The organism is Roseomonas rosulenta (assembly GCF_016106005.1).
GTDB classification, from domain to species: domain Bacteria; phylum Pseudomonadota; class Alphaproteobacteria; order Acetobacterales; family Acetobacteraceae; genus Neoroseomonas; species Neoroseomonas rosulenta.
In genome coordinates this window covers 12,625-27,671 of the sequence record NZ_JACADR010000034.1, presented here as the reverse complement: position 1 = coordinate 27,671, position 15,047 = coordinate 12,625, and the positions used below count along the sequence as shown (strand labels likewise).

The window sequence follows — 15,047 nt, the reverse complement described above, 5'->3', positions numbered from 1 at the left end:
CGCGCTGCGTCCCGACCTTGTCCGCGTCCCCGCCGCCACCGACGAGGCCGCGCCGCGGGCCGAGGCCGCGCGGCTGCTCGCGGAGGGCGAGGCCGCTGCCCGCGCCGGCAACCTCGCCGAGGCTCGGGCGCGACGCGTCGCGCTGAACGACCTCGCTGCCCGGCTCGCCGCCGCCTACACCGTGCGCATCGTGAACCGGCCAGGCGAACCCTCGGCCGTCTGGCGCGTACCCGCCGCCAATCCGCGTGCACGCAACTACTATCTGGTCGTGGAAGCCGTGGACCGCGACGGCCGCCCGGTCGAGGTGCCCATCACCAGCGAGGAGGATGGCCGCGTCGCCCGCGTCTCCCGCTGGGCGCTTCGCGTGCCGGAGGCCGAGTTCGAGCGCGTGCGCCGCGACAAGCTGGCGGACGGCATCATCGACCAGCCCGTGATCGGCCAGAAGGTCGCCGGCAGCACGACGACGAACTGGACCGTCCAGACAACCGGGGGGGCGATCCTGTCATGGTGAGCGGCGTCGCTGTCCTGCAGGAGATGGACCAGCGCCTGGCCGAGGCGCAGCGCGAGGCCTCCGCCGCGCAGACACAGGCCGACACCCTCGCCGCGCGGCGCGAAGGCCTGCGCACCGAGGAAGCCGAGGCGCTGCGCGAACTTGCGCGCCTGCGCCTGCTGGAAATGGCCGATGGCAAGTCGGCGCTGGACGCACTCGACGCCGCCGGCGCGCAGGTGCAGGCGAGCCTGCGCCGGCGCGCCACGGAACTCGAGGCTGCGCAGCGCGCAGTGCTCGATGCGCGTGATGTGTTGATGGCCGCCGAGGCGAAGCGCGACGCCGAGGCCGCGCGTCACCGCGCCGCGCAGGAGGCCGAGGCCGCCGCGCTTCGCGCCGCCGAGGCGAAGGCGGCCGAGGATGCCGAGTACCGCCGCCTCTCCACCACCGCGGAGGAAGCCGAGCGCACCGCCCAGCTCGCCGAACAGAAATCCGGCTTCGCCGAGCGCGACTTCGAGGAGAAGGGACGCCCCTACCGCGCCGATCCGCTGTTCGCCTACCTCTGGGATCGCGGCTACGGCACGTCGCGCTATCGCGCCTTTCCGCTGGTGGCGATGATCGATGGCTGGGTCGCGCGGCTGATCGAGTTCGAACCTGCACGACGGTCCTACCAGCTGCTGTCGGACCTGCCGCCGAACATGACCGCCCATGCGCAGCGCATGCGGGCCGCTGCGGATGCGGCGGTGCGCGCCATGGTCGATCGCCGACGCGCGATCGCGGGGCTGCCGGAGGGGGATGGCCGTCCGCAGGTGGATGCGCTGGAGGCTGTCGAGGATGCGGTCGAGGCCGCCCAGTCCGCGCTTGCCGCGGCGGAGGCGAAGCGCAGCGCGCTCGCCGCCGGCGAGGATGCCGATTCGCAGGCCGCGATCCGCGCGCTGGAAGCGGCGATCGGCGCGCGATCCCTTCGCACGCTGCGCGAGGAGGCCGCCCGCACGCCGACCCGCGACGACGACGCGATCGTCGCAAGGCTCGAGATCGCCGCGGCCGAGCGCGCGCGGATCGAACGCGACCTGGCCGATGCCCAGGCGCAGGCCGAGGGCGCGCGGCGCCGCTTCGCCGAGATGCAGGCGCTGCGGCAGGAGATGCGCACGCGCGGCGTCGAGCGGAGCGAATGGGGGTTCGCCAGCGGCGCGCTGATCGGCGCGCTGCTGAGCGAGGTGCTGCGCGGCGCGCTTTCGCGCGATGGCTTCTGGGACCGCATGGAGCGCCAGCGCATGCCCGGCCAGATGCCCGGCACGGCGCATCCCGGTCCCTGGGGCAAGCCACTGCCCGGCCCCTGGGGACGGCCCGCGCCGGGGCCCTGGGCGGGCGATGCGCAGCCTGGCGGTGGCTGGTGGGGTGGCGACGACGCCGCGCCGTATTGGGGCCGCGGCGGCAAGCAGCCGAGCGGCGGCGGCTCGAAGGGTGGCGGCGACTGGGGCGGCAGCGGCGGGACGACTGGCGGCGGCTTCTCGACCGGTGGCAAGAGCGATTCGGGCGGCGGATTCCGCACCGGCGGATCCTTCTGACCTGGCTGGGTTTCGCGCCCGCGTCGCTTCGCGTTAATCTCCCGGGGTCCAACGCACCGGGAGAAGCGCCATGACATTCCGCCGCAGCATGCTTGCCGCAGCCACGGCTGCTGCCCTCGCCCTGCCGGGCGCCGCCTTCGCGCAGGCGCCCCAGTTCTTCCGCATCGGAACCGGCAGCGCGGGCGGCACCTACTATCCCATCGGCGGCATCATCGCGAACGCCCTGTCCTGCCCGCCGGGCGCGGCGTGCAACACCGCGGGTGCGACGGATGGCATCCCCGGCATGGTTGCGGTCGCACAGGCGACGCAGGGCAGCGTGCAGAACGTGGCGATGGTGCAGGCCGGCAATGCGGAGGCGGGCTTCACGCAGTCGGACGTGTCGCACTGGGCCTATACCGCAACCGGCCTGTTCCAGGGCCGCCCGCCCCAGAACCGCATCCGCTTCGTGGGACACCTGTTCCCCGAGCATATCCACGCCGCGGTGCGCCGCGACAGCCCGATCCAGTCCTTCAGCGACCTGCGCGGCAGGCGCATCGCGGTCGGCCTGCAGGCTTCCGGCGCGCGCATCGGCTCCGAGCTGATCCTCGGCGCCTATGGCCTCACGGCCGGGCAGGGCTTCACCGCGGAATACCTGAACCAGGCGCAGGGCACCGAGCGCATGCAGGACCGCGGGCTCGACGCCACCATCACCGTGGTCGGCTACCCCGCCGCGGCCTTCACCGAGTTCTGCAGCCGCACGGGCTGCCGCTTCCTGCCCATTCCCGAAGCCGAGGCCGCGCGCGTGATCGAGCGCGCGCCCTTCTATGGCCGCGGCATCATCCCGCGCACCGCCTATGAGGGCCTGACCGCCGATGTGCCGACGCTGACCGTCGGCGCCGTGCTGGTGGTGCGCGACAGCCTGCCGGACGACCTCGTCTACAACATCACGCGCGCGCTGTGGTCCGAGACGACGCGCGGCCTGCTCGACCGCGGTCACGCCAAGGGGCGCGAGATCGTGCGCGAGAACGCTCTCGAGGGCCGCGGCGTGGTGCCGTTCCATCCCGGGGCGGAGCGCTTCTACCGCGAAGCCGGCATCCTGCGCTGATCGCATAGGGCAGAACCCGTGACCGCATCCGATCCCCGCGGCACGGGCGCTGCGCCCGGGCTCGCGAAGCTCGACCTCGACGCCGCCGCCGAGCTCGAGAAGAAGTACGACAGCGAGATCAACTTCCGTCCGCTGCATGGCCCGGTGGCGGTCTTCGTCTCCGGCCTGCTCGTCGCGCTCTCGGCCTTCCACTACTACACCGCCGGCTTCGGCATCCTGACCGAGCACTGGCACAAGTCGATTCACCTGGCCGCGGTCCTCGGCCTGATCTTCATCATGTTCCCGACGAAGCGCGAGTTCGGGCCGCGCCTCGGCGGCGTGCCGGTGACCGACTGGGCGATGGCCATCGCCATCGCCGGTGCCTGCTTCTATCTGCCCATCGTCTTCGACGAACTGACCTTCCGCATCGGCATGCCCAACAGCTGGGACCTGGTGATGGGCACGGTCATGGTCGCGCTGGTGCTGGAGGCGACGCGCCGCGCCATGGGCTGGGTGCTGCCCGCGATCGTGATCGTCTTCATCCTGTATGGGCTGCTGGGCAACAACCTGTCCGGCGTCCTGGCGCATCCCGGGTCGTCCTGGGAGGCCTTCCTCAGCCATGTCTACCTCACGCAGGAGGGCATCTTCGGCATTCCGGTGAAGGTGGTCGCGACCTTCGTCTTCCACTTCGTGCTGTTCGGCGTGCTCGCCACGCGCATGGGGCTCGGCCAGTTCTTCATCGACATCGCGGCGATGATCGCCGGGCGCTATCCGGGCGGTCCGGCGAAGGTCGCGGTGGTGTCCTCGGCGATGTTCGGCACGATCAGCGGGTCCTCGATCGCGAACACCGTCACCACCGGCTCGCTCACCATCCCGGCGATGAAGCGAATCGGCTACAAGCCGCACTTCGCCGGCGCGGTGGAAGCCGCTGCCAGCGCGGGCGGCCAGATCACGCCGCCCATCATGGGCGCTGCGGCCTTCGTGATGATCGAGTTCCTCAACATCCCGCTGACCACGCTGCTGATCGCCGCCGCGGTGCCGGCCTTCATGCATTTCTGGGGCGTCTTCGTGCAGGTGCATTTCGAGGCGAAGCGCCTCGGACTGCGCGGCATGCCGGAGAACGAGATCCCGCGCCTCTGGCCCACGATCCGCGACGGCTGGCCCACTGTCATCCCGCTGGTGCTGCTGGTCTATGTCATCATCGATGGCTACACGCCCTACCTGGCGGCGTTCGTGGGCATCTCCGCCTGCATCGTGGTGGGCTTCCTGAACCCGCGAAACCGCATGACGCTGAAGGACCTGTGGGACGCCTTCGACATGGGTGCGCGCTACGCGCTCGCGGTCGGCGCCGCGGCCGCGGCGGTGGGCATCGTGGTTGGCGTCGTCACGCTGACAGGTGCGGGCTTCCGCATCTCCTTCATCGTGACCCAGGCAGCCGCGCAGACAGCGGAGATGTTCCGCCCGGTGGTCGAGGCGCTGCCCGCCGGCATGGGCTCCATGCAGGGCCTGACGCTGTTCCTCACGCTGGTCTTCATCGCGCTGGTCTGCATCGCGATGGGCTGCGGCATCCCGACGACTGCGCTGTACATCGTGCTCGCCGCGATCGCCGCGCCGGCGGTGCAGCAGCTGGGCGTGCCGCCGCTCGCCGCGCACCTGTTCATCCTCTACTATGGGATCCTCGCGGACCTGACGCCGCCGGTCTGTGTCGCCGCCTACGCCGCGGCGGGCATCGCCGGGTCGAATCCGTTTCGCACGGGGCTCACCGCCTTCCGGCTCGGCATGGCGAAGGCGACCGTCCCCTTCGTCTTCGCCTATGCGCCCGTGATGCTGATCATGGTCGATGACTTCACCATCGGCGCCTTCCTGTTCACCACCCTCACCTGCGCGCTTGGCGTGTTGTGCCTGGGGATCGGCATGACGGGCTATTGCTTCACGCACATGGGGATCGTCTCGCAGGTGGTGCTGGTGTTCTCCTCGCTGCTGATGATCTCGCCATCCGTGATCATGACGGCGGTGGGGGCCGCGATTGCGGCGCCGGTGCTGGGGGCGAACTGGCTGCGCGCACGCGCGCTGCCGGTGCCCGCCTAGCCTGTTCTCCGACCGGATACCTCATCCGGTCGGATCCTCCGCTGCGGGAGCGATCTGGCCACGGGCATCCCATGTCCGGCTGGCGGGGCCACAAGGTTACCCCAACGCTGTCCTAGAACAGCGAATACCCGCCATCCACCACCAGGCAGTCGCCCGTGTGGTAGGCCGAGGCATCGGAGGCGAGATAGACCGCGAGCCCGCCGAAATCGGCGCCGCTGCCCCAGCGGCGCGCGGGGATGCGCGGCAGCACGGCGGCGGCGAATTTCTCGTCCGCCACGCTGCGTGCCGTCATCGCCGTCTCGATCCAGCCCGGCAGCACCGCGTTGGCTCGAATGCCATGGCGGGCGAGTTCCACCGCCAGCGCGCGGATCATCGCCACCATCGCCCCCTTGGTCGCGGCATACTGGGTGTTGCGCGCGGCCCCCTCGATGGCGGCGAGCGAGGCCGTGCCCACCAGCGACCCGCCGCCGCCGCGCTCGACCATGTGCCGCGCCGCCGCGCGCAGCGTCCAGAAGGCGCCGTCCAGGTTCACCCGCGTGACGCGGTGCCATTCCGCGCTGTCGAGCTCGGTGAACTTCATCTTGCGCCCATAGGTGCCGGCATTGGCGAAGCAGGCATCGACGCGCCCGAGCGCGCCCAGCGTCGCGGCGAAGGCGCGATCCACCGCCGCTTCGTCGCCGACGTCGCAGGTCTGCGCATGCACGCGCACCCCATGCGCCGCCAGCGATGCCGCCGCCTGTTCGTTCTTGGCCGCATTGGTCCCCCAGATCGCGACATCCGCGCCGGCTTCCGCCAGGGCCTGCGCCATGCCGAGGCCGATGCCGGAATTGCCGCCGGTGACCAGTGCGACCTTGCCGGCCAGGTCGAAGGCGCGGAACGCCATCAGTAGCCCGCCTTGCGGTCGACCAGCTGCGTCAGTGGCGCGCCGTCCACGAAGCGGCGCAGGTTCTCCACCAGCAGCGCCGCCACCATGGAATCGCGCTGCGGATGCAGCCCGCCGATATGCGGCAGCACCATGATCCGCTCCTCCGCCCAGAAGGGGTGCTCGGCCGGCAGCGGCTCGGTGCGGAACACGTCGAGCACGGCGCCGGCGATGGTGCCGGCACGCACCGCGGCCACCAGGTCGTCATCCTTGATCAGGGCGCCGCGACCGAAGTTCAGCAGCCAGGCGGTGGTCTTCATGCGTGCCAGCCGCGCGGTGTCGATGAAATTCTCGGTGGCCGGCGTGGCGGGCAGCAGCAGCACCACGAAGTCGCTCTCGGCCAGGATCTCGTCCGTGCGGTCCGGGCCGACCACCTTCGCCACATGCGGCACATCCGCCACGTCGCGCTTGGTGCCGACCACCCGCATCTCGAGCGCCGCGGCCTTGCGCGCCAGCTCCGCCCCGATGGCGCCCAGGCCGAGGATGCCCAGCGTCTGCCCCGCCAGCGTGGTCGAGACGCGCCGCGTCCAGCGCGCCGCCGCGTTATCCGCCACGATCGCCGCATAGGGCTTGGTGATGTGGAACAGCGCGCCGAGGATGTTCTCCGGCATCTGCACCCGGTGCGTCCCGCGCGCGCAGGATAGCGCGAGGTCGGCAGGAAGATCGGCGCGCGCCAACCAGTGCTCCACCCCCGCCGTCAGCGCCTGCACGAAGCGCAGCTTCGGCATGCGCGCCAGCATCCCCGGCGGCGGGCCCCAGGACAGCAGGGCCTCCGCCTCGGCCAGCAGCGCGTGGTCGGGCGTCGCGGCGCGCGGCAGCGTCTCGATGCGCAGCCGGTCGGCCAGGCCCGCCTCGGCGATCGCGCGCGCATAGGGCTCGGCCCCGTCGGTCCACAGCAGCAGCAGCGGCTTGGTCATCTCGTCCCTCCGTCCTGCCGGCGATGCTGCGGCAGGCGGCGGGGCGCGTCCAGGTCAGGCGGCCGGGGCGCGAAGCTCGGCCGAGACCATCTGCTGCATCTCGACCACGCGCAGGATGCGGATGGCGCGGCGGTCGCGCGCCAGCCAGCCCTCGCGCGTCATTTCGGACAATTCGCGCGAGATCACCTCGCGCCGCGCGCCGATCCGCGCCGCCAGCTCGTGATGCGGCGGCGGGGGCGAGACCACGCGCTCGCCGGGAGCATTGGCGCGCGGGCGGGACAGGCGCAGCAGCTCCGAGAACAGGCGCAGGCGCACCGGCAGCGCCTCGCGCTCCAGCGTGCGCTCGGTCTGCAGGCGCAGCTTGGCCGTGAGCGTCTTCAGCAGCGCGTGGCAGGCCACGGGGTTAGCGAAGACGAAGTCGAGGAAGGCCTGCGCCGGCACGATGCACAGGCGCGACCGCGCGACTGCGGTGACGTTCGCCGCGCGCGGCGCGCCGTCGATGGCCGAGAGCTCGCCGAAGAACTCGCCGGCGCCGAATTCGTTGAGCAGCACCTCGCGCCCCGAGGCAGCGCGCAGCTGCACCCGCACCGCGCCGGAGGCCACGAAGAAGATGTCGGTCGAGGGCTCGTCCTCGTCCACCACCACCTGGCCGGGCTCCACCATGCGCCAGCGCACGGCGGTGGCGAGCTTCGCCAGCGCCACCGGGTCGCCGCCCCGGAAGAAGGCGATGTCGGCGAGGGCTGCGGGGCGCGCGGCGTCACTCATGGCGGGGCGCAGCCACACCAGGTGCGGAAGGTCGGGATCCTGGATCGCGTGCATGGTCGGCCTCCGGCACGGCGCCGGACCGGCGCCACCGGGCCGAGACTGCGACAGGGCGCGCGCCTGCGGGAGTGATGCGGATCACGACGCGGGAACCCCGGCCAGGCCCTGCAGCACGCCCGCGCAATCCAGCACGCCATGGCCGAAGCGGTTGTTCCAGCCCGGGCTGCCATCCGGCTGCCACGCGGTGGCGCGCAGGTGCTTGAACAGGACGTCGGAGGGCAGGGTCGCGTCGCTCCAGCGCGTGCGCAGCGCGGCCACCGCGCCGGCGGCCACCGCGCTCGCCGCGGAGGATCCGCCGGCGATGCGGTGCGCGGTATCCAGCACGCGGAAATGGCTGGGGGCCGCAAGGTCGGGCTTGAGCTGCGGGCCGTCGCCATAGGCCGGGAACTGTCCCGGCCCCTGCGAGGAATACCCGGCCCAGATGCCATCCGCGCGCGCCGCGCCGACTGTCAGCACGCTGTCGAGCGAATTGGCGCCGAGGATGCTGCGGCCGGGGCCGATCACCTCCTCCGCGCAGCGCCCGTCGGGGCAGAAGGCGCCGCAATTGCCTGCGGCGAAGACGACATCGGCCACCGTCGCCGCCGCATCCACCGCGCAGGCGACCCAATGGTAGCGGTTGCGCGTATACTCGCCGGGCGTCGCCTCGCCGCGTGGGTCATAGACCGACCAGGCGTTGACGATGACCCAGCGGCCGCGGAACTGCTTGGGCCGGATTGTGCCGAGCAGCACGATGTCGGTGGCGATGCGCGTGATGGCGCCGAAGGCGTCGGAGAGGAAAGCCGGCAGGTTGCCCAGGATGCGCGGCGGGATCAGCGGGCAATCGAAGATCGTCGCGCGCGGCGCGAGTGCCAGCACGTTGCGCGCGATCATGGTGCCGTGGCGGTTGTCCTTCGCGGCCTGGCCGGGTGGCACCGCCCCAGGCTGGCCGGGCTTCCACCAGCCACCGCCGAAGCGGCTGCCCGGCGGCAGGCGCGTGCGGTCCACGCCCTGGTCGATGACGACGACTTTCACGCCATCGCCGTCGAGCCCCGCCGCACCCAGCGCATCGGCACGGATCAGCCGGTGCGCATCGGCCAGGGTGCCGAAGGAACTGCCTTCGCCGCGCCCGGGCCCCCAGTGTAGCGCCGCATTGAGGCGCAGGTCGCCGAGCGGCTCATCGAAGCCGCCAAGAAGCGTCGCGGCGCGGTCGCGGAAGGCATCCGCCACCTCGGTCGAGGCGAAGCGGATCGCCAGGGCAGTCTCCTGCGGCGGCTTGCGGCCGGCCTCGAGCTCCGCCTCGGCCTCGCGGTCCTCGAGCAGCGTGAGCTGCCAGTCGTTCAGCGGGCGGTGCGTCACGCGCAGTGGCAGCGCCTCCGGCGCCAGCTCGGCGCTCCCGAGGTCGAGCCGGCGCAGCAGCAGGCGCGAGAGCGTCAGCGGGTCGGGATCGAGATAGGCCTTCTGCAGCTCGCCATCCGCATCGCGCAGCTGGGCCGTGTCGCGGAACACGAAGCACCGGCGCACCGGCTGCTGCGGTCCTTCCTTCTCCTCCTTGACCACCATCAACCGGGCCTCCGCTTACCGAATGCCGGCATCCTTGCACTTCCGGCCCGTTTCGTGAAATCTCCGTCATCGCGCCATCGCCCAAATTTGGAACCTGACGGTCCATGTCGGCCCAACCTCTGACGCGAGTGCTGGAGACGGAGGTCGCGCCCGGCGCGCGGCGCTTTGCCGCCTTCGCCTTCGCGGACGTGGTCGGCTACACGATCCTGATGGCGACCGAGGAGGCGCGCACCCATCGCCGCTGGATGGCGGTGCTGGATGGCGTGCTGCGCCCACTGGCGGCCGAGCATGGCGGACGCATCGTGAAGTCCACCGGCGATGGCGTGCTGGCGGAGTTCGCGGCGCCGGGCGGCGCGGTCGCCTGGGCGCTGGCGGTCCAGCGCCGCCTGGCGCGGGAGGACGGGGCCGAGCCCGAGGCCCCCACCCTCGCGCTCCGCATCGCGGTCCATGCCGGGGAGATCACCGCCACCCCGCACGACATCTACGGCCAGGGCGTCAATGTCGCCGCCCGGTTGCAGGAACATGCGCCGGCCGGCGGCGTGCTGCTCTCGGCGGCGGTGCGCGAGGCGGTGGATGGCGCGCTCCAGGCCACGGCGCGCGATCTCGGCTGGCTGACGCTGAAGCACCTTCCCGAGCCCGAGCGCGCCTTCGCCATCGACCCCGAGACGCCGCCGGCCCGGCTGCCGAGCCCGCCCGATGTCTCGCCGCTGCCCTCGCTGGCCGTGCTGCCGCTGCGCAACCTCGGCGGCGACCCGCAGGACGACTATTTCGGCGACGGCGTGGTCGAGGACATCGTTGTCTCGCTGGGCAACCTGCGCGAGCTGATGGTCGTCTCGCGCAGTTCGACGCTGGGCTGGCGCGGCCGCGATGTCGATCCGCGCGAGGTCAGCCGCGCGCTCGGCGTCCGCTATGTCGTGACCGGCAGCGTGCGGCGCGCCGGGCGCGACCTGCGCCTGCAGTTCGAGCTGTCGGACGCGCAGACCGGCACGCGGCTCTGGGGCGACCGGGCGGAGACCTCGGGCGGGGAGCTGTTTGCGCTGCAGGATCACATCGTCGGACGCATCGTCGCCGGCGTGGCGCCGCATGTGCGGGTGGCGGAACTCCAGCGCGCCCTGCGCAAGCGGCCCGAGAGCTTCACCGCCTACGACCTGACGCTGCGCGGCCTCGGGCTGATCCACGACCTGCAGCGCGAGAGCTTCGCCGAGGCGCGCGACCTCTTTGCCAGGGCGATGGCGCATGATCCCGGCTTCGCCCTGCCGGCCGCCTGGGCGGCGCGGTGGTACAGTGTCAATGTCGGCCAGGGTTGGTCGCAGGACCCGCGGGCTGACATGGAAACCGCGGCGGGGCTGTCGGCGCGCGCGATCGAACTGGACCGTCAGAACGCCGTCGCGCTGGCGACGCATGCGCATCTGCGATCCTTCCTGTTCCACGACTACGACACCGCGCTGGTGTTCTTCGAGCGCGCGCTGTCCACCTGCCCGAACAGCGCGCTCGCCTGGCTGCTGTCGTCGGCGACGCTGTCCTACGTGGGACGGACAGAGGAGGCCATCCGGCACGGAGAGCACGGGCTGCGTCTGTCGCCCTTCGACCAGAATCTCTTCTCGTACTACAACATCCTCGGCATCGCGCATTACTGCCACGGCAACATCCCCGAGGCGGTGCGCTGGTGTCGCCTCGCGGACGCCGAGACACCGCGATTTACGTCCAACCTGCGTGTCCTGATAGCGGCGTTGATGGCAGCCGGGCAGGAGAGTGAGGCAGGTCACGCGGTGGACCGGCTGATGCAGCTCGAGCCCGACTTCACGCTTGCCGAATACGAACGGTCGCGGTTGCCTTACCGAGACATCAGGATCCGCGCACGAATCATCGCCGACCTTCGCGCGGCCGGGTTGCGCTGATCGGCGTGAAATCTTGGGAGGAGTGACCCAATGGGTGGCATAGGCCCTGCCGATTCGTCCGACAGCTCCGACTCGTCGGACAGCAGCGATTCGTCGGACAGCTCCGACAGCTCCGGTGCCTCGCGTGGCGGCGGAGGTTCGTCCGCGCGCCCGTTCGGCATCAGCCCGGCCATCAGGCGCGAGCCGAACGAGGACTGGTTCCGCGGCAACCGCTGGCCGCCGCAGGACTTCCCAGAGCTGGAGGGGTGGTCGCGCGCCGCCGCGCCGCCCGCCTTCCGCATGGCGGACTGGTCCATCCCGCATTTCGCGGTGGCGGTGACGGGCGAATTCGCGACGCTCGGCGGCGGCGCCTGGGCCGGCATTGCCATCCCGCCGCCGCCCACGGCCCCGGCCGATGCCGCCTTCATCGCCGCCGAGATCGAAGAACTGCGCGAGATCGCCGAGTTCCGCGCCGGCGTGCTCGCCGAGGCCATGGAGCAGCGCGACAACGTCCTCGGCTATTTCCGCGGCCTGCTGACCTTCAAGGGCGGCACGCATCCCTGGACCACGCGCCTGTGCCACGCCGCGATCCGCGTCGGCCAGCTGGTGGTGATGCACCACAAGAAGGCCAACATGCGCGCGCGGCCCTCGGTGCTCGCGCCCGTGCTGATGCCGCCCATCGATCCGCCCGGCCACCCCGCCTATCCGAGCGGCCACGCGACCGAGGCCTACCTGACCGCGATGGTGCTGGCCGAGGTGCTGCCAGGCATCGCCTGGGGCGAGGGCCAGGGCGGCGCGAAGATGCCGGTGACGGCCGCCGACCTGACGCACCCAACCGTCGTGGGCACGATCAAGACCAAGGTCGCGACCGTGCCTGGCGTGGCCGGGCGCATGCGCCTGACGCCGGTGTGGCGCATCGCCGAGCGCATCGCGCGTAACCGCGAGGTGCTGGGCGTGCACTACCCCTCCGACAGCGAGGCCGGGCTGCGGCTCGCGGTACAGATCCTGCCGCTGCTGCTCGCCTGCCCGCTGGTCGCGGCACCGGGCACCGGGGCGCTTGCGCGCGCCCGGGCCGAGTGGGCCTGACGGGCGTCAGGCCTTCACGATCAGCGCGTCGACGGCAACGGCATCGCTGCCGGCGACGATGATCGGGTTGACGTCCAGCTCGGCCACGCGGCCGCGCTGGTCGGCCACGAATTCCGACAGCCGCACCACGATCTCCGCCAGGCGGTCGAGGTCGGCCGCCGGTGCGCCACGGAAGCCCTCCAGCGCGGCGCGGCCGCGCAGGCCCTCGAACATGGCGCGCGCCTCCGCCAGCGTGACCGGCGCAAGTGCTAGGGCGGAATCGCGCAGCAGCTCCACCAGCACGCCGCCGAGCCCGGCCACGATCAGCGGGCCCATCAGCGGATCGACGCGCCCGCCGACCATCACTTCCACGCCGGGCTTCGCCATGGGCTGCACCAGCACGCCGTTGATCCGCGCGCCGGGCGCGTGGCGCACGGCATTTGCCATGACGGCGCGATAGGCCTCGCGCACTTCGGCAGCGTCCTTGAGCCTCAGGCGGATCACGCCGGCCTCGGTCTTGTGCGGCAGGTCGGGGCTTTCGACCTTCATCGCGACGGGGAAGCCCAGTGCCTCGGCGGCGGCGACAGCAGCATCCTCGCTGCCTGTGAGGCGCTCGGGCACCACCGGCACGCCATAGGCGGCGAGCACGGCCTTTGCCTCGCGCTCTGTCAGCGTGCGGTCCTGCGCGGCGGCGATCAGCGCGGCCGCTTCGGATGCCGCTTCCGGGCGCGAGAGGCGCTGCACCGTGCGCGGGCCGGCGGCGCGGCGCGCCTCGCGATCGTGCCAATGCGACAGCGCGGCGAAGCAGCGGTCCATGGAGCGGAACAGGCCGATGCGCGGGTTCTGCTCCGCCTCGCGCGATCCGAAGCCTTCCAGCCATTCGGTGGTCCAGACGACGCAGATCGGCTTGTCGTGCTGCGCGGCGATGGCGGCGAGCTCGCCGGGGCGCTTCGCCGACAATTCGGTCGAATAGATCTGCGCGTAGATCAGCGCGCCGTAGTGGTCCTCGCCGAGCATGGCGGAGGCGCAGGCGGTCAGGCTCTCGGGGTCGTTCGCCACCTGTGCGGTCACGTCGCAGGGGTTCCGCGCCGAGCCGAAATCGGGGATGCGCGATTCTAGGATGGCCTGGACCGGCGGCGTGGGCTGCGGCAGCGGCACGCCATGCGCCTCCGCCTTGTCGGCCGACATGATCGCGGCGCCGCCCGAGACTGCCACCACCGCCACGCCACGCGCGCGCGGCGCGGGCGCCTTGGCCAGGAAGGCGGCGGTCTCCACCAGCGCCTCGAAATCCTTCACCACCACCGCGCCGGCGCGCTCGAAGGCCGCGAGATAGGCCGCGGTCTCGCCGGCGAGCGAGCCGGTATGCGACATCGCCGCCGCCGCGCCGGCCTCGCCGGTGCCGAGCTTGAAGACCACCAGCGGCTTGTTGGCGCGGTCCGCCACCTCGGCCGCCTGGATGAAGCGCAGCGGTTCCGGCATGCCCTCGAAGACGCAGGCGATGGCGCGGCAGCCTGGATCATCCGCCAGGAAGGACACGCAATCCGCGACATCGACATCCGAGGAATTGCCGGTGGTCAGCAGGTGGCTGACCGAGACGCCGCGCATCACCGACTGCGCCAGCGAGAAGCCGAGCGCGCCCGACTGGCTCACCAGCCCCACCGCATGGCCGAGCGGGGCTTCCATCGGCGGCGGGATCATGAAGGTGACGCCCGCCTTGGAGCCGAAGTTCAGCATGCCGATGCAGTTCGGCCCGACGATGCGCATGCCGGCCTCGCGCCCGATGGCGGCCACGCGTTGCTGCGCGGCGATGTCGGCCTCGCGCCCCGTCTCGGCGAAGCCCGAGGCATAGACCATGATGCCGCCGACCCCGGCCCTGGCGCAGTCGGTCGCGATCTCCTCCACCGCGTCCTTGGCGGCGACGACGATGCAGCAATCGACCTTCTCCGGCACCGCGCCGATCGAGGGGAAGCAGGCGCGCTCGCCGATCTTCTCGTAGCGGGAATTCACCAGGTGGAGCCGGCCCGTGTAGTCCTTCAGCGCCTGTATGGTGCGATCGGCGAAGGACCCTGCGCGCGGGCTCGCGCCGATCACGGCGATGGAGGCGGGGTTGAACAGGCGGCCCATCTCGCCGTGGCGATAGACGGCGCGGGTCGTGGCACTCATGCGGACGCTTCCCCTGGTCTTGCTTTCACTGCGGCAAGCCTAAGGTGGGCCGCGCGGCGCGTCACCCCCGCGGCGGCGCGGCGGCGGAGGCGAGGGCGGCATTGGCATAGGTACGGTCGTCGGTGACCTCGCGCACCGCCCAGGCCGGGATGCGCAGCGCGTGCGCCGCGTGGGGCAGTTCGACCTCGGCGAGCACCAGGCCGGCGAGGGGGCCGTGGAAGACATCCACCTCCCAGACCAGCCCGTCGAGCGGGACCTCGTGGCGTGTCTTGGCGAGGCTGCGCCCGGCGCAGAGCAGGGCGAGCATCTCCTCCGCCTCTGCAGCCGGGATCTCGTATTCGAATTCCGGGCGCACCAGCCCGCCCTGGCCCTTGATGGTCAGCCGCGCCATGGCGCCGGCCACACGCACCCGGACCGAGACGCCGTGCTCGCGCGCCAGGTAGCCCTGGCGCAGGTGCTTCGTACCGGTGACGCCGGCGCGCCAAGCATCGCCCTGCACCAGGAAGCGGCGTTCGATCTCGAGTCCCATGTGCCGG

The 15,047-nt window shown here is 71.9% G+C and carries 12 protein-coding genes; 6 read left to right on the top strand and 6 right to left on the bottom strand.

Annotation, left to right across the window (positions count from 1 at the left end; genetic code table 11):
• From HW578_RS07090 to HW578_RS07075, 4 genes are all read left to right on the top strand, one after another.
• Positions 1–511 (top strand): DUF6384 family protein (locus tag HW578_RS07090; protein ID WP_198369846.1); only part of this gene is annotated, 511 nt, incomplete at its 5' end.
• Positions 505–2,055, top strand: a complete 1,551-nt coding sequence (locus tag HW578_RS07085) for a coiled-coil domain-containing protein (RefSeq protein ID WP_198369845.1) — start codon at positions 505–507, stop codon at positions 2,053–2,055. The genes HW578_RS07090 and HW578_RS07085, both read left to right, overlap by 7 nt.
• Before the next feature lie 70 nt (positions 2,056–2,125).
• Positions 2,126–3,139 (top strand): TAXI family TRAP transporter solute-binding subunit, encoded by a 1,014-nt coding sequence (locus tag HW578_RS07080; protein WP_198369844.1) that lies wholly within the window; start codon positions 2,126–2,128, stop codon positions 3,137–3,139.
• Positions 3,140–3,157: 18 nt separating this feature from the next.
• Positions 3,158–5,206, top strand: coding sequence for a TRAP transporter permease (locus HW578_RS07075; RefSeq protein ID WP_198369843.1), 2,049 nt, complete (start codon positions 3,158–3,160; stop codon positions 5,204–5,206).
• 112 nt (positions 5,207–5,318) lie between these two features.
• Here HW578_RS07075 and HW578_RS07070 read toward each other — a convergent pair whose 3' ends face one another.
• From HW578_RS07070 to HW578_RS07055, 4 genes are all read right to left on the bottom strand, one after another.
• Positions 5,319–6,089, bottom strand: coding sequence for an SDR family NAD(P)-dependent oxidoreductase (locus HW578_RS07070; protein ID WP_198369842.1), 771 nt, complete (start codon positions 6,087–6,089; stop codon positions 5,319–5,321).
• Positions 6,089–7,045 carry a D-2-hydroxyacid dehydrogenase gene (locus HW578_RS07065; protein WP_198369841.1) on the bottom strand — a complete coding sequence of 319 codons (957 nt, stop codon included), beginning with the start codon at positions 7,043–7,045 and terminating at the stop codon, positions 6,089–6,091. The genes HW578_RS07070 and HW578_RS07065 overlap by 1 nt, the downstream gene beginning before the upstream one ends.
• Before the next feature lie 54 nt (positions 7,046–7,099).
• On the bottom strand, positions 7,100–7,864 hold the full coding sequence (locus tag HW578_RS07060; protein ID WP_198369840.1) for a Crp/Fnr family transcriptional regulator: 765 nt from the start codon (positions 7,862–7,864) through the stop codon (positions 7,100–7,102).
• An 81-nt stretch (positions 7,865–7,945) separates the two neighbouring features.
• A complete protein-coding gene (locus HW578_RS07055; protein WP_198369839.1) occupies positions 7,946–9,406 on the bottom strand; it encodes a S8 family serine peptidase in 1,461 nt (486 codons plus the stop codon).
• A 104-nt stretch (positions 9,407–9,510) separates the two neighbouring features.
• Here HW578_RS07055 and HW578_RS07050 point away from each other — a divergent pair, with 104 nt between their 5' ends.
• Positions 9,511–11,304, top strand: a complete 1,794-nt coding sequence (locus tag HW578_RS07050; protein ID WP_198369838.1) for an adenylate/guanylate cyclase domain-containing protein — start codon at positions 9,511–9,513, stop codon at positions 11,302–11,304.
• 30 nt (positions 11,305–11,334) lie between these two features.
• On the top strand, positions 11,335–12,369 hold the full coding sequence (locus tag HW578_RS07045) for a phosphatase PAP2 family protein (RefSeq protein WP_198369837.1): 1,035 nt from the start codon (positions 11,335–11,337) through the stop codon (positions 12,367–12,369).
• A 6-nt stretch (positions 12,370–12,375) separates the two neighbouring features.
• Here the strand turns inward: HW578_RS07045 and HW578_RS07040 are convergent, their stop codons facing one another.
• Together HW578_RS07040 and HW578_RS07035 are read right to left on the bottom strand one after the other, a co-directional pair.
• Positions 12,376–14,511, bottom strand: a complete 2,136-nt coding sequence (locus HW578_RS07040; protein WP_198369836.1) for an acetate--CoA ligase family protein — start codon at positions 14,509–14,511, stop codon at positions 12,376–12,378.
• A gap of 61 nt (positions 14,512–14,572) precedes the next feature.
• The gene (locus HW578_RS07035) at positions 14,573–15,040 is read right to left on the bottom strand and encodes a CYTH domain-containing protein (protein WP_198369835.1); all 468 of its coding nucleotides are present in this window, start codon (positions 15,038–15,040) and stop codon (positions 14,573–14,575) included.
• Positions 15,041–15,047 lie beyond the last annotated feature (7 nt).

Excerpts from the sequence above, each read along its gene's own strand:
- HW578_RS07085 (WP_198369845.1), top strand. The coding sequence starts at position 505 with ATGGTGAGCGGCGTCGCTGTCCTGCAGGAGATGGACCAGCGCCTGGCC.
- HW578_RS07080 (WP_198369844.1), top strand. The coding sequence starts at position 2,126 with ATGACATTCCGCCGCAGCATGCTTGCCGCAGCCACGGCTGCTGCCCTC.
- HW578_RS07070 (WP_198369842.1), bottom strand. The coding sequence starts at position 6,089 with ATGGCGTTCCGCGCCTTCGACCTGGCCGGCAAGGTCGCACTGGTCACC.
- HW578_RS07065 (WP_198369841.1), bottom strand. The coding sequence starts at position 7,045 with ATGACCAAGCCGCTGCTGCTGCTGTGGACCGACGGGGCCGAGCCCTAT.
- HW578_RS07060 (WP_198369840.1), bottom strand. The coding sequence starts at position 7,864 with ATGCACGCGATCCAGGATCCCGACCTTCCGCACCTGGTGTGGCTGCGC.
- HW578_RS07055 (WP_198369839.1), bottom strand. The coding sequence starts at position 9,406 with ATGGTGGTCAAGGAGGAGAAGGAAGGACCGCAGCAGCCGGTGCGCCGG.
- HW578_RS07050 (WP_198369838.1), top strand. The coding sequence starts at position 9,511 with ATGTCGGCCCAACCTCTGACGCGAGTGCTGGAGACGGAGGTCGCGCCC.
- HW578_RS07045 (WP_198369837.1), top strand. The coding sequence starts at position 11,335 with ATGGGTGGCATAGGCCCTGCCGATTCGTCCGACAGCTCCGACTCGTCG.
- HW578_RS07040 (WP_198369836.1), bottom strand. The coding sequence starts at position 14,511 with ATGAGTGCCACGACCCGCGCCGTCTATCGCCACGGCGAGATGGGCCGC.
- HW578_RS07035 (WP_198369835.1), bottom strand. The coding sequence starts at position 15,040 with ATGGGACTCGAGATCGAACGCCGCTTCCTGGTGCAGGGCGATGCTTGG.